Below are 25,167 nucleotides of genomic sequence, written 5' to 3'. Positions count from 1 at the left end.
TGAAAGGATTGCCCAATGGATCAACTTTATTCAACACTTGTGGCAACCCATCAGCAATGGCTGTTTGCCCAAGGTTTGCACGAAAAACGCTCGGCGCGCTTGCTATTGGTAACCGATGCAGTGATGGCGCAAGCGCTGCTCGCCCGCTTGGGGCAACTGCCCTTGGCACTGGTGACAGTTGCAGCTTTATCGAGCGCCGATCATAGCCAAATTTCGCAGCAGATTCGCCAAATGACCAGCAGCTATCCAATTCAGCTTTTGGCGCGACCTTTTGCGACGAGCGGCTTGGGTTTGCTGCTCAGTCGCTATCACGCAGCAGCGCTAATCACGCAGCGGCCTTATCCAGCGCTTTCCGATGCGCTCAATCAAGCCAGCCTTCGTGCAGCAACACCATGGACTGCGCTCAGTTTGTGGGGTTCGCAGATTACGCTGGGGCCGACGATTTTGCCCGAGCATACCGCCTGTTATGCCTGCTATCAAGCTCGTTTGCGCTCGTGCGAAACCCGCAACGATGTGTGGCAAGCGCGCGATGGCTTTTTGCGCCAACAGCAACAAGCGTTGTTTCAACCCTCAATTGCCGCGCTAACGAACTTGGCTGCCAGCTATGGCTTGGCCGAAATAGAACGCCTTTTGCTTGGCCAACAACCACCCTTGGCACTTGGCCGCGAAGTCCAATGGGATAGCTTCAATCTTGGCGTGAGCCGCAACCATGTCGAGCCATTTGAAAACTGCCCAGCCTGTGGTGGCCAACAGAATACAACCTGGATTGGCCGCGATCAGTTGGCCCAGGTTGTGGCTAACTTGGCCTTGCAAGCTCGCGAGGTGGCATTATGACCCAAGCATTTGATTTACACACCCATTTGCAGGGCGATCCGCAGGTGCAAATGCCAACTCGTCCGCGCATCTCCGATGAAATTGCGCGGGTTTGGTATAACGAGCAATTGTTGTTGTTGCTAGGCGGGCCGCACGATGTGGTGTTGCGTGGCAAATCGGTACGCAATCTGCTGCCGCAATTATTGCCCTTGCTGAATGGCCTCAACAGCCGTGAAACGATTGGCGAACGCTTGACCCAATTCAAGCCCGCCACGATTGACGATACCTTGCAGCTGTTGCATGTGCAGGGTGTGCTCGAAGAAGGCCCCTTGCCAAGCAACACACTTGATCCACAAGTAGCGCGGGCCTTCAGCCAACAATTGGCCTTCTACAGCCGCTTTGTCGACCAAACTCGCATTTGTCGCAATCGTTATGAAGTGCTGCAACGCTTGCAGGCAACGCCGTTGCTCTTGCTTGGCGGCGAACGCTTGGTTGCGCCCTTGCTGCATCAATTGGCCCAAGCTGGCTTGGGGCGGGCAACCTGGTTGGCGAATGTTGCTCCAACCACAACCTACGCGCTGCCACATTTGGAATTAGAGCTGCACGTGCCAGCTGCCGATGGCTTGCTCGATGCAGTTGAGCACTGGTTAGCTGAACATAATGATGGCCTGATCTGTTTGTTGACCAGCACGGCCCAAACTGAGCTAACCCAGACGCTCAATCAACGGGCGATTCAGACCCAAACCCGCTTTACCCGCTTGTGGCTACACCCGCAGCATATTGAGCTTGGCCCAACCACCTTTGCCCATGAAGCTGGTTGTTATGCCTGCGCCGAAGCGGTTGAGAGCGCCGAGCCGCAATTGAGCGAGCCAAACGCACCCTTGAGCCTTAACGAACAATTGGCACTGAGCCAAGCTAGCCTTGTGGTTGGCAACCTTATTTCTGGCTTGAGCCCAATTATTACCGGCGGCGTGCGCTATGTGCTCGACCCCGTTTCACTGGAGTTTGTGGCCCAATCGGTTCATCGTTTGGTGCATTGTCCAGTGTGCGGCCAGCCCAATCTTGATGCGCCGCGCGATTTGTTGGTTGGCGCTGGCCATTTTGAGAATTTGGCTTTGTGGTATCACGCCAACACCGATGAACGCAGCTACGCGATTTTCCCCAAGGCCCATCAACAACATTATGCGCCAAAAAATGCGCTGGCGATTGTTAGCGGAGCCAAGGGCTACACCAATGTTCAACACCATGCCCTCAGTCAATTGCAAGGCCAATGGCAACCTGATTCAGCGTTTGATATTAGTGCGCAGCTGCCGATTCAGGCCTCGATTGCGCCCTTGGCTTGGTTGCTTGAGCAAGCATTTGTGCGCAAGCCCGCCAGCCAAACGCTTGGTGCTGGCCAGCGCTTTGTGCCGTCGGGCGGCAATATGGCCTCGCAAACAGTCTATCTGCTCAACCATAAACTCAACGGTTTGGCGACAGGAATCTATCATCTTAACCAGCATGAAGCCACGCTGGAAGCGATTCGGCCAAGTTTCAGCTGGGACGAAGTTGCCAAGGTTTTTCCAGCCGATCCATTGGATTCGCAAACCTTGGGCTTGCTGGTGCTGACGGTGGCAATTGGTCGCGTTGAAGCCAAGTATGGCGCAAAATCCTATCGTTTGGCGCTCTACGATTGTGGTGCAGCCGCCCAATCAATTGAATTGTTGGCTGGCGCAGCAGGCTGGCAAGTCGAGCAAATCAGCGTCTTCTACGATCAAGAATTGCGCGATGTTCTTCAGGTCTATAGCCCAAGCGAAACCCCGTTGCTGGTGCTGCGGCTGGTTGCGCCCAATGCAGAGGTGCTGCAATGAGCGAACATTTCTTTGGTGCTGGTGTGAGTGCCAGTTCCTATATGCATGAATGGACGAGCCTGCAACGGGGCAATGCTCTGCCTGAGCCTAACCAACCAGCAGGCGATTGGTGGCCCGATTTGTTTGAAGCCAAGGCCAAAATTAACTTACCAGCGGCCTACCCAACCCAATTGAGCTATCAGCAGTTGATTGATCAACGCCAAAGCCTGCGCGAATATGCTGAGCGCCCGATTAATCTGGCCGATTTGGCAACTTTTTTGGAGTATGCCAGCCGCCCGCTTAACCAAGCAACCAAGCCAGTGAGTTTGCTTGCGCCGTTGGTTTTGAACTCAGCTGATCTGGCGTTGGGTGGCTATGCCTACAATCCCAATGCCCATCAATTGGCCGTGCTGCGTACCGCCGATCCGCAGGAGCCATTGCAGCGCTATTGCTTCCAGCGCGAGTTTTTGCAAGCGCCAGTAATTGTCTTAGTGCTTAGTTCGCTGCCCAATGCAATCAACCAAGCTGGTGATCGCGGCTATCGCCAGGCCTTGCTTGATGCAGGCGCTCAGTTGCAACGCTTGTATGTTGCAGCGCAGCGCGTCGGCATGATTGGTTGCGCGACCGGCAGCTTAATTCAAGGACAACTAGCCCGTTGGCTGGGTTTTGATAGCTATCAAACTCACGTCTTAATCGGCTTTGCTGTTGGCTATCCCCACAAGGAGCAAACCCATGACTAACCCAGCCCTAACCATGAACGACTTTGCTGCGCTTGAGGCCAGCCCAGAATATCGCCCGCAGGTTGTTGATGATGTTCATGTTTCGCCCTTCAGCCAGCAGCAAACCAACCAATATGTGGTTGGCCGCGCCGCCTCGTCGTCGTTTTTGCGCACCAATGTGATTGGCGTGCGGATTCTCGAATTGCTCAATGGCCAGCGCTCAATCGAGCAGCTCCAAACTGAGTTGCAGCAACGCTATAACATCGCCGTGAGCCTCGAAAAGATTCGCCATTTTTGCGATTTATGTGCTCGCCATCGCTTGCTGGTGCATGAAACCTGGGCCAACACTACGCCCGATTCTGCTGATGCGCCGCGTTTGGGTCGTCGTAGCGGCTTGTATTGGACGCTGATTCGCGGCGATGGGGTGATTGATCGGGTGGTGGCTTGGCGGCGCTGGTGGTGGAATCCGGCCACCTGGTTGTTGATTGTTGGCCTGCTTGGGGTTGGCTTGAGCTACATCATTGCCAAAGGCGTGATTTTGGTTTCGCCCTTGATGTTAGCCCACCCTGATGCCAACAAACAGCTAATTTTCTGGATCTTTGGGCTATTTTTGGCCGAGATTGCAACCCACGAATTGGCCCACGCCGTGGCCTGCAAAATGGCGGGAGCCAAGCCAGCAGGCTTTGGCATGGGCTTGCTCTGGTGGTTTATTCCAATTTTCTTCACCGATACCAGCGATATTTACCGTGTTTCCAGCAAATATAAACGGGCTTCGGTGGCTGCTGCTGGCCCGTTGGTCGATGCGCTCTGGTTTGGGGTGATTGCCAGTTTGCTTTGGCTGTTGCCTAGCGATAGCTTGATTTATGCGATTGCTTTGGCCTACAGTGGCATTCCGGCCTTGCTCTTTCTGATCAATCTCAACCCCTTTGTTTCGCGCATGGATGGCTATTGGATTATGACCAATCTGCTGGAGCAGCCCAATTTGCGCCAACGCACGGTGCGCAACATCGGCAACAAGGTTCGCGCTTGGTTTGGCCGTGCGCCGATTATCGACCCGCTCAGCGAGCAACAAACTGGGCGCTGGCAATGGGCCTATAACCTGTATGCGCTGGTTTCGTTGATCTGGACGATTTTCTTTGTCGCCAATCTCGGGCTGCATTTTGCCAGCTATGGCCTGACGATTGTGCGGATGTACGCCGCAGCGCTATAAGGAGCTTGGCCATGACTGATTTGTATCAATCAAGCATCGTGATCGCCGCTGAGCAAGCGGCTCGCCCAAGCTGGCAGCCTGCTTCGCCTGTGCTAGTGCGCGTAGGTGGAACCAGCTACAACCAGCTACACCAGCTCAAATTCGAACGCACAATCGGTCTGTTTCAGCGAATTTTGCGCCAACAACGCTGGCTTGATAACCACACCCAGGCGCTGGTTGATCTGCTGTACACATTAATTGGCACGACCCAAGGCCCGCTCAAAAGTAGTTTAGTGGCCTTGAAACGTGATATTTTCAATCGTCGTTTGCCATTGCTCAGCGATGTTGCCAGCTTGCGCGGCTTCGATCATCCAAGTTTGCGCGGCCAAGTGTTGCGTTTTCGGCGCAGTTTGCAACAATTGCAACGGGCTTGGCGTGAAGCGCGCCAAACCTTCGAACAAGAATTGCAAGCCAAACGTCGCTTGTTGCAACAAAGCTACGCCCAGCCTGCTTTTCAAAAGGCCGTGCAAGTGGCAAGCTCAACCTTGGCCAGCAGCTTGCCGCGCTATATCAACGCCGACCCAAGCCAATTGCGCAGCCGCGAACGCAAAACCGAAGTCGGCGCTTACCAATATTTGATGCGCATGGCCAGCAAAACCAGCCCATTCAGCCATTTTGGCCCGTTGGTGCTTGGCTCGGCTGAGCCTAATTTGGCTCAACCAATCGCGATTAAAGGCCAAACGCCGCAAGCACGGGCGGTCAGCCAACTTCGGCGCTCGGTGGTTGGCGCAATTCGCAAAGCCTTGGTGCGGGTGCCAGCAATCAACGCCTACCTGCCATTGCGCTTGAATCCCAGCAGCTTTGTTGCTGGCGAAGATTTGGTGTTCTCGCGGCTACGCCAACAACTTGACGATCCCAATCAATTCTTTGCCTCGTGGCAACGGCGTGGCAAGCGTTCGGCTTTGCTCGATAGCGTAGTGGCTGCCTTTGCCACGCAGCAACAATGGAGCTATGCTGATCTGACTGAGCTGCTGCAAACCCAGCATCCAACGCTCAATCCCGCCAAATTGAGCCAAACCCTCAATCAATTAATTACTAGCGGCTTGTTGTTTTACGATTTGGATTTACCTTCTGATTATCAAGACCCATTGTTGGCTTTGGCTGAGCAATTGGCTCACATTCCCACAGCTGAGGCTGGCCAGGTGCGTGAGTTATTGCAATCGTTGGCTGAAGCAGCCCAGCATTATGCTCACGCCACAGTTGCCGAGCGCTGGCAAATTGAGCAACAGATGCGCCAAACCATCGATCAGATTCTGGCATTTGCACCCGAAGTACAGCAAACTAGCAGCCAACTTGGCCAGCTGATCGTCGAAGATGTGGTCTGGGATGATCTGGCCGTTCACTTGGGCCAGCCATTGCTCAACACCTTGGCCAGCGATTTGGCTCCGGTCTTGGAATGTGGCTTTCAGCGCGATGGCCGTGGCCCCTCGCAAAGTTGGCTGCTCGATATTTTTACCCATGCCTTTGGCGAAGGCGGCCAGACCGATGCACTGTTGGGTTTTGCGCCCGAATACAATCGGCTTTCTTCCAACACAGCCGAGCTGCCGATGCCACGCATTAGCGCGATTCAGCAGCGCCAACGCCGCTATGGCCAGTTTTTGCATCAAACGCTTGATGCTGCACCTGAAGCCCGCGAAACGGTGCTTGATCCCGAGGTATTTTGGCAGTTGGCAGCTGATTTTGGTCAACATAATCATTATGGCTCGACCAGCATTCAATTTCAGGTCGCCGCGAGTAGCCAAGCAGCGCTTGAGCAAGGCGATTATTTGGTGGCCTTGAATTACACCTTGCCTGGCTTTGGGCGTTTTCTGACCCGCTATTTGAGCCTCTTGCCCGATCCAAGCTGGCAAACCTACGTTCAATCGGCATGGCAACCATTGCAAGCCCAAGCCAGCCAAGCGTTGCCAGCCGAAATCGTTTCGGTTCTCGAACACAATGCCCAAGTGCATGTGCCATTTACCGCAAACGTGATTGTGCCGCCCGACGAGCCAACCTATCGCAACCAAACCACGCAGCATGGCGTTGGCGCTTTGAGCCTTGCCCACGACCCAGTTGCCGATCAATTGCGGGTGTATGGTCGCGCCGCCGATGGCAGCCAACAAGAGCTTTTGCCGCTCTACATGGGCTTTTTGCACATGGTTTCGTTGCCAATTTTGCAACGCGTGCTGGCCCAACTCAGCCCCAGCAGCTATCACATGGAGCAATTGCGCCCGCGTGAGCAAACGCTGGTGGCGCTTAAGCACTCAGCGAGCACCATCAGCCATACGCCACGCTTGCGGATTGGCCGCCTCGTTTTGCAACGCGAAAGTTGGAATGTGCCAAGCGCAGCCATCCCAAGCAGCGTCGCCAACGACGAATTTTTGAGCTTTTTCAATTGGTATAGCTGGGCCGAACAAGCTGGCTTGCCAAGTGAAGTTTTTGTGCGCATCCAACGGCCACTCAGCAGCAAGCATCTCAATATGTGGACGAACCACAAACCACTTGCGCTGGATTTTGAAAATTATTTCAGCATTCAGATGTTGCGCCATGTGATCGCCGATGATCAGGTGAGCTTGACGCTCGAAGAAATGCTGCCCAGCCCGCAGCAGCAGTGGTTTGACCTCGATCAACAAGCATATGTGATTGAATTTCAGGTTGAGTTCAATCGGGGAGGTGGCCAATGAGTTTCGCTGTGCTGAATGGCAAAATCTACTACAGCCCAGAGCGAGTCGATGAGCCATACGATCCACGGGCTGATCGCTTGCTTGCCGAAGCCTGGACCCCGCTGTTCGATCAATTGCGCGAACAGATCGAGTTTATTACCTGGTTGCGCTTTTCCGAAGGCGGCTACCAGCTGCGAATCGCCTGTTTTGCCGATGAGCACGTCTTGCGCGAGTTTGCGGTTCCCTTGATTCGCGAGCGTTTTACGGCCTATTTTGCCCAAAACCCAGAGCTTTGTGGTGCGGCCCAACCACTTTCGGCTCAAGCTGCGATTCTCAATCGCAAATTAGGGCTTGATACCGATGTCAGTGCCTTGGCCCAACCTGGCTCAGTTGAGCTGGAAATTAGCCACGACTTGGCGATTGGCCGCGATCACGATTCGCTCGCAGATTTGCACCATTACTATGCCTTGCAAACTGCGATTGCCCGCAGCACGCTCGATGTGATTCCACATACAACCGATTTGGTGACGCGCAAAATCTTCAGCCGCATCTTTTTGGATGAACTGTTGCATGCTGGGTTTTTGCAAAGCATCGAAATTAGCCGCTTGCTTGAACGATTGCGCCAAACGTGGGTCGATTATTTTGAGTTTCCAGGCGAGTTTATTCAACAATCCGATGCCTTGGTGGCGCAATCGCTGGAGCGTAATTGGCGTTTTCATCAACGACCTTTGGCTGAGCGCTTAAGTTTATTGCCCGAAGCGCTGCACGCTGTTGTGCAGGCTGGGCTGGAGGGTTTGCGCCGCTATGCTGGGCCGGTGATCAAACGTGATCAACAGCAAGAATTGACCTTTTCGAGCTATGCAGCGCTTTCAGCCCTATTTCACCTGACCCACAATCGCCTGAGCATTAGCATCGCCGAGGAAGCCCATTTGTGTAGCCTGTTGCTTTCGCTAGAGCGCCAGCGCCAACAACAGCCCGAGCAAAGCTTGCAACAACTGCTGGTCAATCAATATTGATTTTTGCGCTGGAAAGGGGAATCCGATGCCGAATCCAAGCCAATGGCACTATCGCCAAGTATTTTTGCAGCCACCCAACACTCCGACTCCAACCAAGCCCGATCTGCGCCAAGTTTGCGACCAAATGCTGATCGATTGGGAACGCACCTTTGGCGAGCACGGCAGCTTGCGCCCACATATCGATCGCTGGTTTTTTATTCGCTACGGCGAGGGCGGCTACCATGTGCGTTTGCGCTATCAAAGCCCGCCCGAAAACCGTGCTGCCACGATCGATCCCTTGCTTGATGCAGAGCTGTTGCGCTTTTTCCAAGATCATGCAGCGACCGTTGGTTTGCAGCACACGCCGCAAGCGATTGATGAATTGTATGCTGCTGGCTATCTGCGCGATTTGACCTACGAGCCGGAGTATGCCAAATATGCTGGCAAACTGGGCATGGCCTTAGCCGAACAACATTTTGCCTATTCCAGCACAATTTGCCTGCGGGTCTTGCAAGCCAGCGCTGGGAGCGGCGTGGCACGCTCGTTTTGGGTGCTCGAATTAGTGCATGATCTGCTGGAGCAATTTAGCCCTGATCCCTCTGTGCAAGCCTTGATTGTGCGCAGCTACCTCGATTATTGGATTGGCCAAGTCGTTGGTGATCGGGCGGCGTTTATGCGTGGCTTGGAGCAGCATTTTGATCGTCAAGCTCCGGCAATTCGCCAGCGTTTGGGCAGTTTACGGCATAATAATCAGTATTCGTTGTTTGCTGATTGGCGCGCGCATCTGCACAACCATTTTGCCGATTTACAAGCTGCTGAAGCCAACCAGCACTTGCAATCGAGCGTGATCGAGCATTTTGGGCGTTATCAGGCCCAATTGCCAGCGATTGTGGCCCAATATCCATTAACTGGCTTGCTGTTTGTGCCCAATTATCTGCATTTGGTGCAAAATCGTTTGGGCCTGAGCATTATGCAAGAGCTGCAATTGTTGTATATGTTGTATCGCGTGCTGCTTGCCGAGCTGCCTGCCGAGCTAATCAGCGTGCCCTTGATTTTAGAGCCGCGCTAGAACTTGTATCACTTTTGGTATCGCTGAGCCTCTCGTTTTGCGGGAGGCTAAATTGTTTAATGGAGCCAGCAACATACCTAAATCAAGGAGGAAGCTATGGCTCCAGTATTGGTCGTAGAACAGCTACAAAAACACTATGGCAAGCATAAAGCAGTCAAAGATGTGTCATTTAGTGTCGAGGCTGGCGAGATTTTTGGCATTGTTGGTCCCAACGGGGCGGGCAAAACCTCATCGGTGGAATGTATTATTGGCCTCCGGCCCGCCACTGCTGGCACGATTCAAATTTTGGGCCGCGATTTGCAGCAGCATGGTCAGTATATTCGCAGCAAAATTGGCGTGCAACTGCAACAAGCGACCTTGCCCGATCGACTGACGGTTGCTGAAGCCTTGCAATTGTTTGGCTCGTTTTATCCTCAAGCGCGGCCTTGGCAAAAAGTGCTCGAAGAATGGGACTTGGCCGAGCAAGCCAAAACCGCCTTTGCCAATCTTTCTGGCGGCCAAAAACAACGTTTGTTTATCGCCCTCAGCCTGATTCACGACCCAGAAATTGTTTTTCTCGATGAATTGACTACTGGCCTTGATCCCCAGGCGCGGCGCATTACTTGGAACTTAATTCAAGATGTACGCAAGCGCGGCAAAACCGTGGTGCTCGTGACCCACTTTATGGAAGAAGTTGAGCGTTTGTGCGATCGCATTGCCGTAATCGATCAAGGCACGGTGATTGCGCTCGATACGCCAGATCGCATGATTGCGGCCTATCAACACGATTTGCGCCAACAGCCAGCCCCCAGCCGCGACCTGCCGCACCCAGAACGAGTGACCTTTGAAGATGTCTTTTTGCGCTTGATCGGCCAGCCCGCCCATTAATTGCAACGAATTGGAATGGCTGATCGGATGCATAACCGTTATCTGCTTCTCAGCCCCAACCCCTTCGCACCACCAATCCGCAGGTTCATCAACCAATGTGGTTTGGTCGCGGATTGCCCTTGAGGGGGTGCAGGGGGATTAAAGCCCCCTGCGTTTCCCGCTGGCGGGACGGAAGGGTGGTAATCAGCAACCTTTGGTGAAAACCAAGCTTTGACAGTAAGTTTGTGGATAACGAAACCGATCAACCATTGCACCTATTCAGGAGGAAGTATGCACGCTTTTTGGCAAATTGTACGCACTGAATTGCGCTTGATGGGGCGTGATCTGACCAACCTTGGCTTTATTGTCTTTTTTCCGGCTTTGATGGCCTTGATTTTGGGCTTGCAAATGCCCTCAGGCCCGAGCCAAACCGCCAATGCTCTGATGATGTTGGCCTTTGGCCCGATGATTTTTGGCATTATGGCTTTTCCCATGAGCTTGGTCAATTATCGTGAGCGTGGCATGTTGCGGCGTTTGCAAATCACCCCCATCTCGCCAATGCGCTATTTATTGGCCCAAGCCTTGGTTGGCTTATTATTGGTGCTGTTGGGTGGGCTGGTGGTGTTGATCCTCAGCATTGTGGTGTTGAAATTGCCCTTGCCTGCTAATTGGTTTGGTTTAGCTATCAGCTTTCTGGCAGGAGCGATTGCCTTTTCGGCGCTGGGAGCCTTGCTTGGCAGCCGCATTCGCAACACCCGCAGCATTCAAGTGATCAGTATTTTGGTATTTGGTGCCATGGCGGTGGTGCTAGTTTCGAGCAATACCGGCAAATCCGGCCTGTTGCAACAGATTGGATCATGGGTTCCTGCACGCCATTTGGTGCAGTTGCTCGAAGCAAATTGGCTCGGATTAAGTTTCAATATCTGGCCCAGTTTGGCCGTGTTAGCGCTATTGACCGTGGCTAGCCTTGGCTCGGCAGCCAAACTCTTTCGCTGGGAATAGCTGATTAGAAAGCCACAAAACCGCTGCTAGATTAATCTTCTAGTGGCGGTTTTTGATTGTTGAGTGAGATTGTTAAGTAACTTGAAATTGATTCTTGACAATTCTGTTTAACTATGTTATAAATAGCCCATACAAATAAATATCACTTGCGTAACTCATCCAGAGGGGTGGAGGGATCGGCCCTATGAAACCCCGGCAACCGCGAGCAGCAATGTTCGGCCTGGTGCTAATTCCGACAGAATGATTCTGGGAGATGAGGGGCGGCGCACAAACCTATCTTTCGATGGTTACTAACAGCCTCTCATCACCTGATGAGAGGTTTTTTTGTTCATAGGCGGTGTCGCCTGGGGTCGCAATGGCGCGAATCGGAACAACCGTAGCATTGAAGATTATCTACAAGGAGTCCTGATCATGGCAGACGAAGTGCAATTCACCCGATTCGAAACCTTAGCACTCCACGGTGGTCAAAAACCAGATCCAACCACTGGTTCGCGGGCTGTGCCAATTTACCAGACCACCTCGTATGCCTTTCGCGATACCGACCATGCTGCGGCGCTGTTTTCATTGGCCGAGCCTGGCAACATCTATAGCCGGATCATGAACCCAACCAACGATGTGTTTGAGCAACGCATTGCTTTGCTCGAAGGCGGGATTGGCGCTTTGGCAGTGGCTTCGGGCCAAGCAGCTGAAACATTCGCCATTTTGAACGTGGCTGAAGCTGGCGATAACATTGTTTCAGCAACCAACTTGTATGGTGGCACCTACAACTTGTTGCACCATACCTTGCCACGTTGGGGCGTAGAAACCCGCTTCGTCGATGCGACCGACCCCGAAAACTTCCGCGCTGCTGTTGACGATCGCACCAAAGCCTTCTACTTGGAAAGCATTGGCAATCCCAAGTTGCAAATTCCTGATTTTGAAAAGATTGCCAAAATTGCTCATGAAGTTGGCGTGCCGTTGATTGTTGATAACACTGCTGCAACCCCATTCTTGTTGCGGCCAATCGAGCACGGCGCAGACATCGTAGTGCACTCGGCGACCAAATTTATTGGTGGCCATGGCACGACGATTGGCGGGGTGATTGTTGATGCAGGCAAGTTCGATTGGGCTGCCAGCGGTCGCTTCACCCAATACACCACGCCTGATCAATCGTATCACGGCTTGCGGTTTGCCGATTTGGGTGCACCAGCCTTCATTCTCAAAGCACGGGTGCAATTGCTGCGCGACTTTGGCGCATGTCTCAGCCCGTTCAACTCGTTCTTGCTGTTGCAAGGTTTGGAAACCCTGCACCTGCGCTTGGAACGCCACGTGCAAAATACCGCAGCTGTGGCCAAGTTCTTGAGCGAACATAAGAATGTCGAATGGGTCAACTACCCAGGTTTGCCCGGCCATCCATCATACGAATTGGCCCAAAAATACCTGCCCAAGGGTGCTGGGGCCTTGATTGGCTTCGGGGTCAAGGGTGGTTTGGACGCTGGTCGGCGCTTTATCGACAAGCTGCAATTGTTCTCGCACTTGGCCAACATTGGCGATTCGAAGTCGTTGGCGATTCACCCAGCTACTACGACGCACCAACAATTGACCGACGAAGAACGCTTGGCAACTGGCGTGACCGCCGATTACGTCCGCTTGTCAGTGGGTACTGAAGCCATCGACGATATTCTCGCCGATTTGGAACAAGCCCTTGCTTAATCGCTCGTGCCAGCAGTGAGAGTGTGTTGAACTGCTGCATGCCAGGGAGTTGCGACCCTAACCGAAATATGTACGGGTGGATGCTCAACTGCTGCTGAGCATCCACAGACCAAGGAGTTCCCGATGTCGCATAATCATGATTTACTCAAACCTTTACGCTCGGCTCATGGCGAGTTTGTTACGACAGTGCTTGCTCAGGCCAAAGCGGCAAATCCAGCCCCGTTAGTTGAACAATTGGTAGCCCACAATCGCTGGGCTGTGGCACAACTCCGCGCCGTGCCGCAGCGAGCTGGAGCAACGCCCCCTGCGTCCAGCACCATGGCCGATGTTAGTGGAATGCTTGCCGAATTGGCTGCTAGCTGTGCTGATTTGGGGGCTGCCGTCCGCGATTTACCAGCGGATGCAGTTGAGTGCGGTTCAAGCATGGTCGATGCGATCATCGGGTACTATCACGAACAAACCGCCCGCTTGCGCCAAGGAGGTACGCGGCTATGACCGATACCGTCACCTTGGGCGATGTACCGACCGTTACCCAACCAGCTTGGGGACGGTCGGTTGGTTTTGTAACGCCCCACCTGCATGTCTTTACTGAGCCGTTTCGCACTGCGAGCGGCGCTTTGATTCCTGCGCCGTGGCAGTTGAGCTACGAAACCTATGGCACGCTGAATGCCGATCGTTCAAATGTGATTTTGCTGTGCCATGCGCTTTCGGGCGATGCCCATGCCGCTGGCCGTTATAGTGTTCACGATAGCAAAGCTGGCTGGTGCGAGCCATTTATTGGCCCAGGCCGCGCCTTTGATACCGAACGCTATTTTGTGATTTGCTCGAATATTTTAGGTGGTTGCGGTGGCTCAACAGGGCCATCGTCGTTGCACCCACACACTGGCACGCATTGGGGTAGCCGTTTTCCAGTTTTGACGATTGGCGATATGGTGGCAGCCCAAGTGCGTTTGCTTGATGCGCTCGGTATCGAACGCTTGTTGGCGGTTGCTGGTGGTTCGCTTGGTGGCATGCAAGCCCTTGAATGGGCAGCAAATTGGGGCGATCGGGTGCGGGGTGTCATTGCTTTGGCCACCACCGCCCGCTCATCGGCGCTGGCCATGGCCTTGAGTGCAGCTGGTCGTCAAGCGATTGTCAGCGATCCTGCTTGGTTGGCTGGCGATTATTATGGCACTGCTGGCCCAGTTAATGGCTTGGCAACGGCGCGACGCATCGGCCACATTAGCTATCTTAGCGCCGAAGCCTTGGAAGAAAAATTCGATCGGCGCTGGCAACACAGCCAAGGGCCGCAATGGAGCCATCAGCCAGAATTCGCGATTGAAAGCTATCTCGATTATCAAGGTCGGGCTTTTGTGCAGCGCTTTGATGCCAATAGCTACTTAGTGATTTCACGAGCAATGGATTATTTTGATTTGAGTCAACAGCCTGGTGGGTTGGATGCAGCCTTTGCCAATACCCAAGCCCAATTTTTTGTGGCAACGTGGAGCAGCGATTGGCTCTACCCTGAGCGTGATGGCGAATGTATTCGTCAAGCGGCGCAGGCAGCGGGCCGCAGCGTTGTGCATTATCCCTTTCATAGCACCAAAGGCCACGATGCCTTTTTGCTTGAAGATAGCCAACTCACCCCGCCGTTGAGCGATTGGCTTGCGAGCTTGAGCAGCTAAAAAGAAACAACGCCCAGCAATTGCTGGGCGTTTTGCTTGGAAAAGAACGCTTAGCGGCTACCAAGGATGCGCACGGCTCGTTCGCGCAATTTATCGGCCAATTGGCCAGCGTTTGGACGGCCAACCAACAGCCGAATCGACTCCTCGAAGGCAGAGATCGCAGCATGAACTTGCTCGTTGGTGGCATTATTGGCGGTTGGCTCGATGCCAACGCGACGATAGGCCTCAGAAAGCAAGACACTGGCTGAATTGCCTAGGGCTCCACGGGCCATCTCCTCGAATTGAGGAAACAACGATTCAGCCAGATTGACCTCTTTTTTCTCGATCAAGCCATTGCGAAGCAAATTAACCACAATTTCGCACGAGCGAAACCAGCCTAAACCAGTGCGTTCGGCGATCAAGGCAACGCTATTTTTGCCATTGATCATCGTGAGCACGCGCCACTCATCGGCAGCGAGATTAATATCCCGCGAGCCAGTATCGGGATTTTGGACCAAGCGCAGCACCACATTAGTATTTGGCACATACTTTTCAATTTCGGCCCAGCGATCCTGGCGATCGATGCCTTCCATAATGATCATCTCGTTGGATGAAGTAATTGTTGGCGGTGGTGGGGTTTGCTCATAGAAGCGGAACTGACCTTCGTGGAAGGTAAAGAAGGTCAGGGCAGCCTCAAGCGGCTCCAAGTTGCCAAGCGTTGCACCAGTAATCCGGCCATCACGAAAATACAGGTAGCCCTCAACCGATTCATCGCCTTGCAGCGCTTGAACATGAGTTGCGCCTGTTTTTTTACTCAAATCAACGAGTTGAATCAGGTCGGAGATACTCAGATCTCGCAAATTACCTTCAAGTGCCATACGGTGACCCTACGGACAATAACTGGCAGACAGAGCTGCCAGTTGAGACATGGTTTAGAGTTTGCTAATGACGAGTTTACTAATGGCTTTGAGCGTATCGAACACGCCTACGCCAGTGGTTGCGACGGCTTCATAGCGTTGCCAGCCCAATGGATTTAAATATTTATCCATGACGGGGGTTGGCAATGCGCCGGGCATATCGCGTTTATTATATTGCAATACGATAGGGAATTCGCTGAACTTTTTGTTTTGGCGTGTGATATTGCGGGCTAACTCTTGCAAGCTCTTAATATCTTCTTGGAGCTTATCGCGTTGTGAGTCGGCGACGAATACCACCCCATCGGCCCCATTGAGTACGGCGACGCGGGTGCGTTCGTACAAAATCTGGCCGGGAACCGTATACAGATGGAAACGGGTTGAAAAACCGCGCACCTTGCCAAGGTCGAGCGGTAGGAAATCAAAAAAGAGCGTGCGTTCGGTCTCGGTTGCAATCGACAATAGATCGCCTTTTGCTTCGCGGGGTACTTGGCTGTGAATATACTGCAAATTGGTCGTTTTGCCACACATACCAGGGCCATAATAGACAATTTTACAGTGAATTTCGCGAACCCCTACGTTGATAATCGCCATAGGTCCTCTCAAAACATAGTCTGAAGCGTATGCTAAAAAACCCCAGACAGCAACCGACTAGCTAAGCCGAAGCGAGCTAGTCGCGGAAAAGCAAATCAATCGTATCTTCCATGGAAGTACGGAAATTGCTCCCCAACACTTCATCTCGCGATTTGTGTTGCTTCCGCACGCGCTCCAAGACGGAGGCGAGTTCTTCGGTCGCCTTTTTGGTCAAGACCTTCACCAGCCCAATGTGGGTACCCTTATTGAAAATAATGGTCAGAATCCATTGGTCATCGATCAAGGCGATAAAGAGATTTTCGCGCACGCCTTGTTGTAAGAGCATGCGGAAATCCTTCTCACGCAAGAGCTTCGCGATCTGTTGAGATGAGGCGAACGATCCGGCGATCAACGCGCCCAAGGCCGTGGTATCTTGGCGATTGCCATCACCCGAAGCGGCAATTACCTGGCCACTTTTGTCGAGCAGCAACGCATAGTTACCGCCAGTGTCTTCCACAAGGCGCGCTAAACATTCGTCAATATGGGCGACTTCCTCTGGCGGAACAATTAAACTTGCTAGTTGTGGATCCATACGTGCCACCTATCCATGGTCTGGAGTGCGAAGTATTTTCCAAGCAAAGACGAGCGATTACGGCTCATTATAGCACAGGACGTTCCAATATAACATGCTTTCTTGGTTATTTTGCCAAAAATAGCCTGTTAAGCAGCCTAGATTGCGGCGAGCGCTGCATCTAAGTGGGCACGGTGGGCTTGGGCCATATAGCGTAACTTGCCTAACAGTTCGCGGGAACTGGTTAGCACGACCAGCATAGCATCGCTGCTGACTGGTTCGAGTAGGATCAAGCCTTGATCGTATTCGAGCACAGTTTGCACCGATCCACCTTTGTTGATTTCGCGACCAAGTGCTTCGGCCATGGCCAAGCCATTCGATGCTACCGCGCAGATCGCGTCAACATCAACCCCAGAACGGGCCGAGCTTTCAATTAACAGGCCGTCGGTTCCTGCAACCGCAGCCAGTTCTACGTTTTCCAGTGTGCGAAATTGGTTTAGCACATCACGCAGTGTCTTGCTCATGGAGGTGTGCTCTCCTTCGAACTACGAGAATGAAGAATCCGAGGATCGTCGCCTTAATCGTGCCGTTGGTCGCGCGCGCAGCCGTTTTAAGCGGCTACGGGCTTCTTTGGGCGGTCGCCCCGTTCGGATATTCCGCAGCGAATCAATTGTGGCAACTATCGCACGATCCGCCCAGCCATAAATAGTTGGCCGACTTTTGCTCAACTCGTGAGCAAGTTGCGTGACGTTGGTTTTGTAGTCAGGGTCGAAGGTGGCAAGGTTGATCCGCGCCGAGGCGATAATTTGGTGTATCTCCTCGTCGGTGAGTTGATAATCATTGATCAGTTTGCTGGCACGTTTACCCGCTCGATCAAATTGCATGCCATTTGCTCCTTTGGATTGCCGATGGAGCGCTCCTCTTCATGGTACAGACCCAACGTTGTGCTTTGGACGAATTGTGGTGGCTCATCTTAGCATAGGATAGACAGGGTGTCTAGAGGAATTTGTAAATAGTAATACCTAGGACTTTTGGGGTACTAGCCACGTTGTAATCAATCTAACGCGCTATTTTAGCCCCCTCAACCAACGTAAGTCTTGACACTTTTGCACTTAATATCCCCCATTTCTAACCGTTCGTTGGATTGATTAACTGGCAAAGTCCTGGCGAACCACGCCCAAAGTACTATGGGGATCAACCCTAAAGCGTGGTATTATCGCTGCCATGAGATGATCAGGCTAGATCACGGGCGATCTTGCCTGAGCTTTATTGTGTTTAGCCCGTTGTCCTTTTTTAATTCTACTAGCGATTGTCGTTGTTAAGCTTCGCGGAGGATTTGTTTCTATGGTCTTTTTCGCTCGTTCAAGGGAGTTGCTGGCCCGCTGCCTTAGCGGTATGCTGCTGCTGACCTTGCTGTTGACGGGGTTCTTGGTTCAGTCGCAGGCCAAGGCCCAAACTGCCCAACCACAGGCTGTTGCCACCAGTGCCACCACAACTATGTTCAGTTGGCAAGATGGCGCAACCGTGCCCCAACCACGCTTTGAATCGCAAGGGGTCTTTGTTAATGGTAAGTTGTATGTAATTGGCGGTTTTATTAGTTGCTGTACCCAAATCAATGCTACCAGTTTGGTCGATGTTTATAATTTGGCCAATAACACGTGGCAACGGATCGCCAATATTCCCGAAGCGATTAGCCATGCCCCAGTCGTTGCCGATGGCACCGATATTTATGTGCTGGGCGGCTATTCGGGCAACAACCCAGGTGGCAGCACCAACCACGTTTGGAAGTTGAACACGCTCAATAACACTTGGAGCCGTGGCATCGATTTGCCAATTGCCCGTGGTGGCGCTGGTGCGTCGATCGTTAATCGTAAAATCTATTTCTTCGGTGGCGCAGTACGTACCGCTGGAGTTTTTGATGATACCGATTTCGGCGACCACTATATGCTCGATTTGAGCCTCGCCAACCCAACTTGGGTTCCACGAGCCGCAATGCCAAACCCCCGCAACCACACCGCTGCTGGCGTTGTCGATGGCAAAATCTACGCGGTCGGTGGCCAGCATGGCAAAGCCGAAGAATCAGCCAATCAGGCCGAAGTTGATCGCTATGATCCAGCAACCGACACGTGGACCCGCGTTGCCGATATGCCGATAGCCAAAGGCCACACATCATCATCAACCTTTGGCTATCGTGGGCGCTTGTTGGTCATCGGTGGCTCGATCAACGGCGGTACCAGCGGTCTTGCTTCTGCTGATGTGCTGATGTACGACCCTAAAAGCGATGTTTGGATGAAGTTGGTTTCGTTGCCAGCCTATCGTAAAACCCCAGTTGCCGATGTTTGGGATAACAAGTTGGTGGTGACGACTGGCGGCGGTTATGGCCAAACTGATACGACATGGATTGGCACGCTGCCCGATTCATGGGAAACCAACGCCAATATGCCGGTTGCGCTCGGCGAGGTCGCTACAGGCATCATCGGCAATAAAATGTATGTGGTTGGTCAAGGTAACGCCGCAACTTTGCGCTACAACCTGACGACTGGTACTTATAGCGCAACCACGACCTTGGCCCAACGCGCATTGCGTGGCAATCACCACGCTGCCGAAGTGATCAACGGCAAGTTCTATTTATTTGGCGGCCTCGATAATAGTAGTGATGGCAAAGTTCAAATTTATAATCCAGCCAACAATACGTGGGCCATGGGCGCTGATATGCCGTTTGCTGCTGGGGCAAGCTCCTCGGCGGTGATCAATGGCTATGCCTATGTTGCTGGTGGGATTGTCAATGGCAGTACCACAACTCGCGTGGCGCGCTATGATCCGCTGGCCAATAGCTGGACCGAAGTAGCGCCAATGCCGCGAGGCCGTAATCACGCAGCTTCGGCGACCGATGGCAGCAAATTGTATGTCTTTGGTGGGCGTGGGCCGGGTAGTGGCGATGGTAATAATGTTGCCAACGGCTTTGATACCGTCCAAATCTACGATCCTGCGACCAATTCATGGCGCTCCAGCATGACCGATTCAATGATTGCGCCGTTGCCTCAAGCTCGTGGCGGCATGGGCAAGGCCGTCTATTATGATGGCGAGTTCTATATTTTTGGCGGCGAAACGCTTGATGGCGCTGGTGCAGTGACCGGCAATGTGTATGATCGGGTTGATATTTATAATCCGATTCTCAACCGCTGGCGACTTGGCACGCCAATGCCAACCGCACGTCATGGCATCTTCCCAGTGATTAACGGCGGACGGATTTATATTGCTGGTGGTGGCACGGTTTCAGGTTTCAGCCAAGCGAATACGACCGAAATTTATAACCCTGGCTTAGCTGCTGACGAAAATGCCCACCTCGAAACCAATGGTCAAGTTAACTTCGATTCCGAGCAACTGCATGGCAATCTTGCCCGTGGCCAGTGGTCGTGGCAAGCTCGCAACGATGTTGATCGAACTGGTTTCAATGGCACTGGGTATTTAGCAGTGTTGCCAAATACGGGCACGCTTTCGGATACCAACTATACAACTCGCGCTCCCCAACTTGATTATCGAATCAAGTTCACCACGCCTGGTACGTACTATGTTTGGTTGCGGGCTTGGGCTGATAGCGGCGGCGATAATTCGGTGCATGTTGGCCTCAATGGTCAGCAATCAAGCACATCGGATAAAATGTCGCTGCCAATTTTCAGCGGCTGGCAGTGGTTCCGCGATACAACCGACGGTGTAGTTTCAAGCATCAATGTGCCAAGTGCTGGCGTGCATACCTTGAATCTCTGGATGCGCGAAGATGGTTTTCGGGTTGATCAAGTCTATCTGACGACCAATGCGAATTTCGTGCCTGGCAGTGGGCAAGTGACTCCAACCGCGACCGTTGGGACCCCAACCAATACGCCGACGAATACCCCAAGCAATACCCCAACCAACACAGCGACGAATACGCCAACCAATATGCCGACGAATACAGCAACGGCAACTGAGGTTGTACCAACCGCAACCGATACGCCGACGAATACAGCAACGGCGACCGAGGTTGTGCCAACCATAACTGAAACGGCTACGCCAAGCACCACACCCGATCCGGCAACGACCGAGCCTGCGACCAATACGCCAACGGCCACGGTTCCTAATCCAACCACGGCTGTGCCCACCACTGCTGTGCCGACGACAGCAGTCCCAACGGCAACCGATACGGCTACGCCAACCGCGACGATTCCGGTTGGCACGATTACAATTACGCCAAGCCACACGCCAACGGCAACTACAACTCCTGGCGCAACCCATCACATTTATCTGCCTTGGGCCTCGAAGTAAACTAAAAAAAGCCCTGTGCGAGGTTCTCGCACAGGGCTTTTACTGTTTTAGGGCTTACTTGTTGACTTCGAGTTCTTTGGCAGCGCCAACTTGCACACTGATTTTGCGTGGTTTGACTTCTTCGGCCTTAGGAACGTCAAGCCGCAAGATGCCATGTTCCAAGGTGGCGTTGATTTCATCGCCCTTGACCAACATTGGCAAGGTAATTGAGCGGCTGAAGCGGCCATAGCGGCGCTCGGTGCGATGGGCAGTCGTGCCTTCGCTTAATTTTTGGTTGCGAATTTCACCACTGATGGTCAAAACATTTTCTTGCAACGTAATATCAAGATCTTCTGCTTTGAGGCCTGGCACGGCAGCTTCGATGATATAGCTATTGGCATTTTCCAAAACGTTCATATCGACGCTCAAACCAGTGCGGGTTGCTGCTGATGGCGCAACAAAGCTTTCTTCAAACAAACGGCTCATTGCATCGCGCAAGCTCAGGGCTTCTTCGACTGGTGACCAACGATTGATAGTTGCCATTGTGGTATTCTCCTTGCAATACAGCTTTTGTTTTTTGATGTCGATTTCGTCTGCATCAATCAATTTCGTAACTGTTTGTATAATACTCTGGCAGTGTTAGAACAACGTCTATGGAGCGTTAGAGCCATGTTAGAGCCTCAGGATCTGCGATTACGCCAACGCGATTATCTTTTGCGTTTGATGCGGGCAATGGCTGCCCAGCTTGATGCTGAGCCGTTGCTCAATTTGGTCATTGCCCAAGCGGTGGAGTTGTTGGCGGGAAACTATGGCCTGATCGCCTTATACAACCCCAATCAACGGCTGGAAATTCGCGCCGCCTATGGCCTTACGCCTAGTTTGTGGTCGGCCTTCGATGAAATTTTGCATGTTTTGCAAAGTGAAGGCCCGCAATCAAACCGGATGTCTGATGAATTGAGCAAGCTGGCGACCGCGTTAAATGTGCCGTTGCGCCAAGTTGTGGCCTTGCCAATGGTCACTGGCGACCAACAATTGGGCATGATGTTGGTGTTGCGTGCCGCGCTCAACGTGGGATTTACTGCCGATGATCGTCAATTGCTAAGCGCGTTTGTTGATTTTGCGGCAATTGCGGTTAATAATTCACAGCTCTATGCCGAGGCGATTGCCGAACGTGGTCGGCTCGATGCAATTATCGAATCCAGCGCCGATGGCATGATGATGCTCGACACCCGTTGGCGAATTACCCGCTTCAATGCTGCCATGGAGCGGCTCACTGGTTGGTCGCGTGAAGAAGCCTTGGGTCGGCCATGCGCCGAAGTATTGGCGATTCACAACCAGCAAGGGGTTAATATTTGCTTGACCGCCTGCCCGCTGCAACTCTTTCCCGATAATGATCATCCTTCGGTCGAGGGCTGGGTAACGCATCGCGATGGTCATGAGATTTATGTTGGCTCTTCGTATAGCGTGGTGCGCGAAACCAATGGCCGTTTTGGCGGCGCAATTGCCAATATTCGCGATATTACCAAGCAAAAACGCGATGAGCAGCAGCAATCAACCTTCATTTCGGTGATGTCGCATGAGCTAAAAACGCCAGTTGCGATTATCAAAGGCTATGCCAGCACGCTCAGCCGCACCGATGTTAAGCTCAACAAAGCCACGAAAACCGAAATGCTAACCGGCATCGAAGAAGAAGCTGATCGTTTGGCGCGCTTGATTGGCGATTTGCTGGAAGTTTCGCGCATGCAGGCTGGTGGGTTGCGCTTGCACCCAGCACCGTTTGATCTGAGTGAATTGGCGGCTGATGTGGTGGCAGCGTTTGCCTCAACGGTTGATCAACGCTTTGAGTTTCAGCTGCGTTTCGAGCCAAAACTACCGCATGTCTATGCCGATCAAGAGCGGATTCGCATGGTGCTTTCCAATTTGATCTCGAATGCAATTAAATATTCGCCAGAAGGTGGCGTAATTCGCTTGGGTGGTTGGCCGGAGAATGGTCATGTGCTGAGTTATATTACCGATGAAGGCATCGGCATTGCCCAAGAAGAATTGCCCAAGCTCTTTTCGCCATTTTATCGGGTTGATAATCGCTTGGCTCGCGAGACGCAGGGTGCTGGCTTGGGCTTGTATCTGACCAAATCAATTATTGAGGCCCATGGTGGCCGCATGTGGGCTGATAGTACGGTTGGCAAAGGCTCGCGCTTCTATTGGACGCTGCCAATTGCCCCGCCGAGCCTGCCCGACGTTGAGCCAAGCGTAATTTTGGCCAATGGTGAATAATATATTGACATAAAAACACACAAGGCCACGTCAAATAACGTGGCCTTGTGTGTTTTAGCAATTTAGCAAGCCAATCGTTTAGCGAATAACGAGCGGGCTGAAAATACTGTAGCTATTGATTTGGGCCTCGGTTTGGCCGACCATCGTCAGCGTGTTATTAGTATCAACTTCGGCTAGCCAATAGTAATAGCGCACATTTGGCGCAACATCGGTATCAAGCCATTGATAGCTGCTGTGTGCACCCACGGCTGGAATCAAGCTATCGGTGACTTGCACGGCAGTCGCTTCATCGTCGCTGGTGCTGCGATAGATGTGGAAGCCTTGGCTATCGACTTCGCTGCTAGTGCTCCAACGAACTTGAATCGCGTTCGTGCGAGCCAAAGCAGTCAACCCGACCACATTAACAGCGGTTGGATTGACCAAATCGCTATCGCTGGCTGTCAACGGTTGGAAGATATTATTCAAGCTATCGTTGAAATTCAAGGTTACGTTATTGACCACAGGCACGACAGTAATTGGATTGTTGACCGTCACTTGAACATTCAGCCGCCCAATTTCGCCTGGCCGCACCACTTGGTTGATATTGAAGCTTACAACCCCGCTGGAATGGCTACATGTGCCAGTGAATGGTGCATTAATCGCACAACTAACAAAGGTTGTTGACGGTGGCAGATTGTCGGTCAAGGTCATGTTGGTAGCCGTGCCAGGCGTGGCCGTGGTGTTTGAGGTATTGGTAAAGGTAATTGTGTAGTTAAGCGTATCGCCTGGCATAACCAACGTAACCCCATCGGTTTTACTCAAGGCCATGATTGGGGTTGGTGGTTGCTGATAATAGGCTTGCACGCCAGTTTGGCCTTCTTGAATAAACTGGTTGTGATCGCTGGTACAGGTGACGATCCGCCACCAACCCGCAGTTGGATTATTGATCGTATTGCCAACGCGGGTTGATGAGCTACCACCATTCCACACTTGATCACCGCTTACAGTGCCTGCAATGCCGCCAGTATTGCCCATTGGCGTGTAACTCGTATCACCGGGCGCATAATAGCGGACGCGGCGCGAATTATCGATGTCGAAGTTATTGAAGCTGACGCTTGGTTGGCCAGGCGTAACATATTCATACAAGGTCAAACAGGTTGCGACGGTATCAGCTCCACCTGCATCGTGTTGGAACGAGGCTTGGCGCATCCCAATCGTAATTTCATCGCCAGTGCCAGCAACGCCATCGAAGTTATCGGTGTTGGCTGGTGGCGCAGTATTGGGATCGTTATCATCATCGCGACCAACCCGCAAGCGCCAACCATTTTCATCGTTGCCGAAGGTTGATGAGCGCAACACATATTTGCCGCAGGTTACAGGCGCAGCGATCGTATACAAGCGCACCCAAGCAGGCGCGGTTGCAGCTGGCACAAAGGTACGTTGATGCAAGCTGCCAGCAGCTCCTGGAGCGGGTGCTGCTGGGCTTGGGCCAATTGGCGTGCCAGCTGCATAAAACTCAAATTGGGTGTTATCGTATGTGCCACCCCGTTGCTCGTCGCTGAGCGTGGTCGTACTATTCATTTCAGGGCTAAAAATATCGATATGGACTGGCTGATTGGTCGGCCAACCACCAGTTGTCGTGGTTGTGTTGACACTACACGGGATTTCGACCGTGAAATAATGTGAACCATTGCCCGTTCCAGCAGTGTTATTCGTATACCAATCGCCATTGCTGAGCGCATTGGTTGGGCCGTTGGTTTGCAAATAGACCGACGCGCCTGCTGGCGGAATTTCGACGGCTTTGGTTGGTGTGATGCACCCCAGCAAAGCCACAAGGCTGAGTAGTGCGAGGCGTTGATAGCGAAACGGCTGCCGGCCCATAAAAACTCCTTGACCAATAAAATACCGTCATTATCGCAATTGGCTTAACAAACCGGTTTACAATTTTCTTGGGAATTATCAACAATGCTGGTTGCTAAGAGCCACAATAAGTCTAGCGTATTGTATGCAATCAATAGTTCTTTTGCCATCCCCCACGAGAGGCAAATTGCGGCGTAATTATAGGACTAAATTCCT

At 52.5% G+C, this 25,167-nt stretch carries 21 protein-coding genes and 1 riboswitch; of the genes, 14 read left to right on the top strand and 7 right to left on the bottom strand.

What is annotated here, in order from left to right; translation table 11 throughout:
* Positions 1 to 15 precede the first annotated feature (15 nt).
* From C5S61_RS12250 to metX, 12 genes are all read left to right on the top strand, one after another.
* The gene (locus C5S61_RS12250; RefSeq protein ID WP_110515338.1) at positions 16 to 834 is read left to right on the top strand and encodes a TOMM precursor leader peptide-binding protein; all 819 of its coding nucleotides are present in this window, start codon (positions 16 to 18) and stop codon (positions 832 to 834) included.
* Entirely contained in the window at positions 831 to 2,663 is a 1,833-nt protein-coding gene (locus C5S61_RS12245) for a nitroreductase family protein (RefSeq protein WP_110515337.1), read from the top strand. Before C5S61_RS12250 ends, C5S61_RS12245 begins: the two co-directional genes overlap by 4 nt.
* Positions 2,660 to 3,382: a nitroreductase family protein gene (locus C5S61_RS12240; RefSeq protein ID WP_110515336.1), complete on the top strand. Its 723-nt coding sequence runs from the start codon at positions 2,660 to 2,662 to the stop codon at positions 3,380 to 3,382. The genes C5S61_RS12245 and C5S61_RS12240 overlap by 4 nt, the downstream gene beginning before the upstream one ends.
* A complete protein-coding gene (locus tag C5S61_RS12235; RefSeq protein WP_110515335.1) occupies positions 3,375 to 4,571 on the top strand; it encodes a M50 family metallopeptidase in 1,197 nt (398 codons plus the stop codon). Before C5S61_RS12240 ends, C5S61_RS12235 begins: the two co-directional genes overlap by 8 nt.
* A gap of 11 nt (positions 4,572 to 4,582) precedes the next feature.
* Entirely contained in the window at positions 4,583 to 7,273 is a 2,691-nt protein-coding gene (locus C5S61_RS12230; protein ID WP_110515334.1) for a lantibiotic dehydratase, read from the top strand.
* Positions 7,270 to 8,268 carry a lantibiotic dehydratase C-terminal domain-containing protein gene (locus C5S61_RS12225; protein WP_110515333.1) on the top strand — a complete coding sequence of 333 codons (999 nt, stop codon included), beginning with the start codon at positions 7,270 to 7,272 and terminating at the stop codon, positions 8,266 to 8,268. Before C5S61_RS12230 ends, C5S61_RS12225 begins: the two co-directional genes overlap by 4 nt.
* A 25-nt stretch (positions 8,269 to 8,293) precedes the next feature.
* A complete protein-coding gene (locus C5S61_RS12220; protein ID WP_110515332.1) occupies positions 8,294 to 9,316 on the top strand; it encodes a thiopeptide-type bacteriocin biosynthesis protein in 1,023 nt (340 codons plus the stop codon).
* 96 nt (positions 9,317 to 9,412) lie between these two features.
* Positions 9,413 to 10,183, top strand: a complete 771-nt coding sequence (locus C5S61_RS12215) for an ABC transporter ATP-binding protein (RefSeq protein ID WP_110515331.1) — start codon at positions 9,413 to 9,415, stop codon at positions 10,181 to 10,183.
* A gap of 270 nt (positions 10,184 to 10,453) precedes the next feature.
* Positions 10,454 to 11,164 carry an ABC transporter permease gene (locus C5S61_RS12210; protein WP_110515330.1) on the top strand — a complete coding sequence of 237 codons (711 nt, stop codon included), beginning with the start codon at positions 10,454 to 10,456 and terminating at the stop codon, positions 11,162 to 11,164.
* 152 nt (positions 11,165 to 11,316) lie between these two features.
* Positions 11,317 to 11,424: riboswitch (SAM riboswitch) on the top strand.
* A 151-nt stretch (positions 11,425 to 11,575) separates the two neighbouring features.
* Positions 11,576 to 12,856 (top strand): homocysteine synthase, encoded by a 1,281-nt coding sequence (locus tag C5S61_RS12205; protein WP_110515329.1) that lies wholly within the window; start codon positions 11,576 to 11,578, stop codon positions 12,854 to 12,856.
* 123 nt (positions 12,857 to 12,979) lie between these two features.
* Positions 12,980 to 13,351 carry a hypothetical protein gene (locus C5S61_RS12200; protein ID WP_110515328.1) on the top strand — a complete coding sequence of 124 codons (372 nt, stop codon included), beginning with the start codon at positions 12,980 to 12,982 and terminating at the stop codon, positions 13,349 to 13,351.
* Entirely contained in the window at positions 13,348 to 14,520 is a 1,173-nt protein-coding gene (gene metX, locus C5S61_RS12195) for a homoserine O-acetyltransferase MetX (RefSeq protein ID WP_110515327.1), read from the top strand. Before C5S61_RS12200 ends, metX begins: the two co-directional genes overlap by 4 nt.
* Before the next feature lie 50 nt (positions 14,521 to 14,570).
* Here metX and C5S61_RS12190 read toward each other — a convergent pair whose 3' ends face one another.
* The 5 genes from C5S61_RS12190 to C5S61_RS12170 form a co-directional block, all read right to left on the bottom strand.
* A complete protein-coding gene (locus C5S61_RS12190) occupies positions 14,571 to 15,377 on the bottom strand; it encodes a DUF4388 domain-containing protein (RefSeq protein ID WP_110515326.1) in 807 nt (268 codons plus the stop codon).
* 54 nt (positions 15,378 to 15,431) lie between these two features.
* A complete protein-coding gene (locus tag C5S61_RS12185; protein ID WP_012188486.1) occupies positions 15,432 to 16,007 on the bottom strand; it encodes a GTP-binding protein in 576 nt (191 codons plus the stop codon).
* A 76-nt stretch (positions 16,008 to 16,083) separates the two neighbouring features.
* Positions 16,084 to 16,578: a roadblock/LC7 domain-containing protein gene (locus C5S61_RS12180; RefSeq protein ID WP_054532966.1), complete on the bottom strand. Its 495-nt coding sequence runs from the start codon at positions 16,576 to 16,578 to the stop codon at positions 16,084 to 16,086.
* 137 nt (positions 16,579 to 16,715) lie between these two features.
* Positions 16,716 to 17,081, bottom strand: a complete 366-nt coding sequence (locus tag C5S61_RS12175; protein ID WP_054532965.1) for a roadblock/LC7 domain-containing protein — start codon at positions 17,079 to 17,081, stop codon at positions 16,716 to 16,718.
* 21 nt (positions 17,082 to 17,102) lie between these two features.
* Positions 17,103 to 17,441 carry a hypothetical protein gene (locus C5S61_RS12170; protein WP_054532964.1) on the bottom strand — a complete coding sequence of 113 codons (339 nt, stop codon included), beginning with the start codon at positions 17,439 to 17,441 and terminating at the stop codon, positions 17,103 to 17,105.
* 460 nt (positions 17,442 to 17,901) lie between these two features.
* Here C5S61_RS12170 and C5S61_RS12165 point away from each other — a divergent pair, with 460 nt between their 5' ends.
* Positions 17,902 to 20,859 carry a Kelch repeat-containing protein gene (locus C5S61_RS12165; RefSeq protein WP_110515325.1) on the top strand — a complete coding sequence of 986 codons (2,958 nt, stop codon included), beginning with the start codon at positions 17,902 to 17,904 and terminating at the stop codon, positions 20,857 to 20,859.
* A 54-nt stretch (positions 20,860 to 20,913) separates the two neighbouring features.
* Here the strand turns inward: C5S61_RS12165 and C5S61_RS12160 are convergent, their stop codons facing one another.
* The gene (locus tag C5S61_RS12160; protein ID WP_110515324.1) at positions 20,914 to 21,381 is read right to left on the bottom strand and encodes an Hsp20/alpha crystallin family protein; all 468 of its coding nucleotides are present in this window, start codon (positions 21,379 to 21,381) and stop codon (positions 20,914 to 20,916) included.
* A gap of 126 nt (positions 21,382 to 21,507) precedes the next feature.
* Here C5S61_RS12160 and C5S61_RS12155 point away from each other — a divergent pair, with 126 nt between their 5' ends.
* Positions 21,508 to 23,112 (top strand): ATP-binding protein, encoded by a 1,605-nt coding sequence (locus C5S61_RS12155; RefSeq protein WP_110515323.1) that lies wholly within the window; start codon positions 21,508 to 21,510, stop codon positions 23,110 to 23,112.
* A gap of 78 nt (positions 23,113 to 23,190) precedes the next feature.
* Here C5S61_RS12155 and C5S61_RS12150 read toward each other — a convergent pair whose 3' ends face one another.
* Positions 23,191 to 24,972, bottom strand: coding sequence for a DUF11 domain-containing protein (locus C5S61_RS12150; RefSeq protein ID WP_110515322.1), 1,782 nt, complete (start codon positions 24,970 to 24,972; stop codon positions 23,191 to 23,193).
* Positions 24,973 to 25,167 lie beyond the last annotated feature (195 nt).

Origin of the sequence: Herpetosiphon llansteffanensis, from assembly GCF_003205875.1 — a bacterium.
GTDB classification, from domain to species: Bacteria; Chloroflexota; Chloroflexia; order Chloroflexales; family Herpetosiphonaceae; genus Herpetosiphon; species Herpetosiphon llansteffanensis.
The sequence above is the reverse complement of the archived record's forward strand: the minus strand, read 5'-3'. Positions and strand labels throughout refer to the sequence as shown.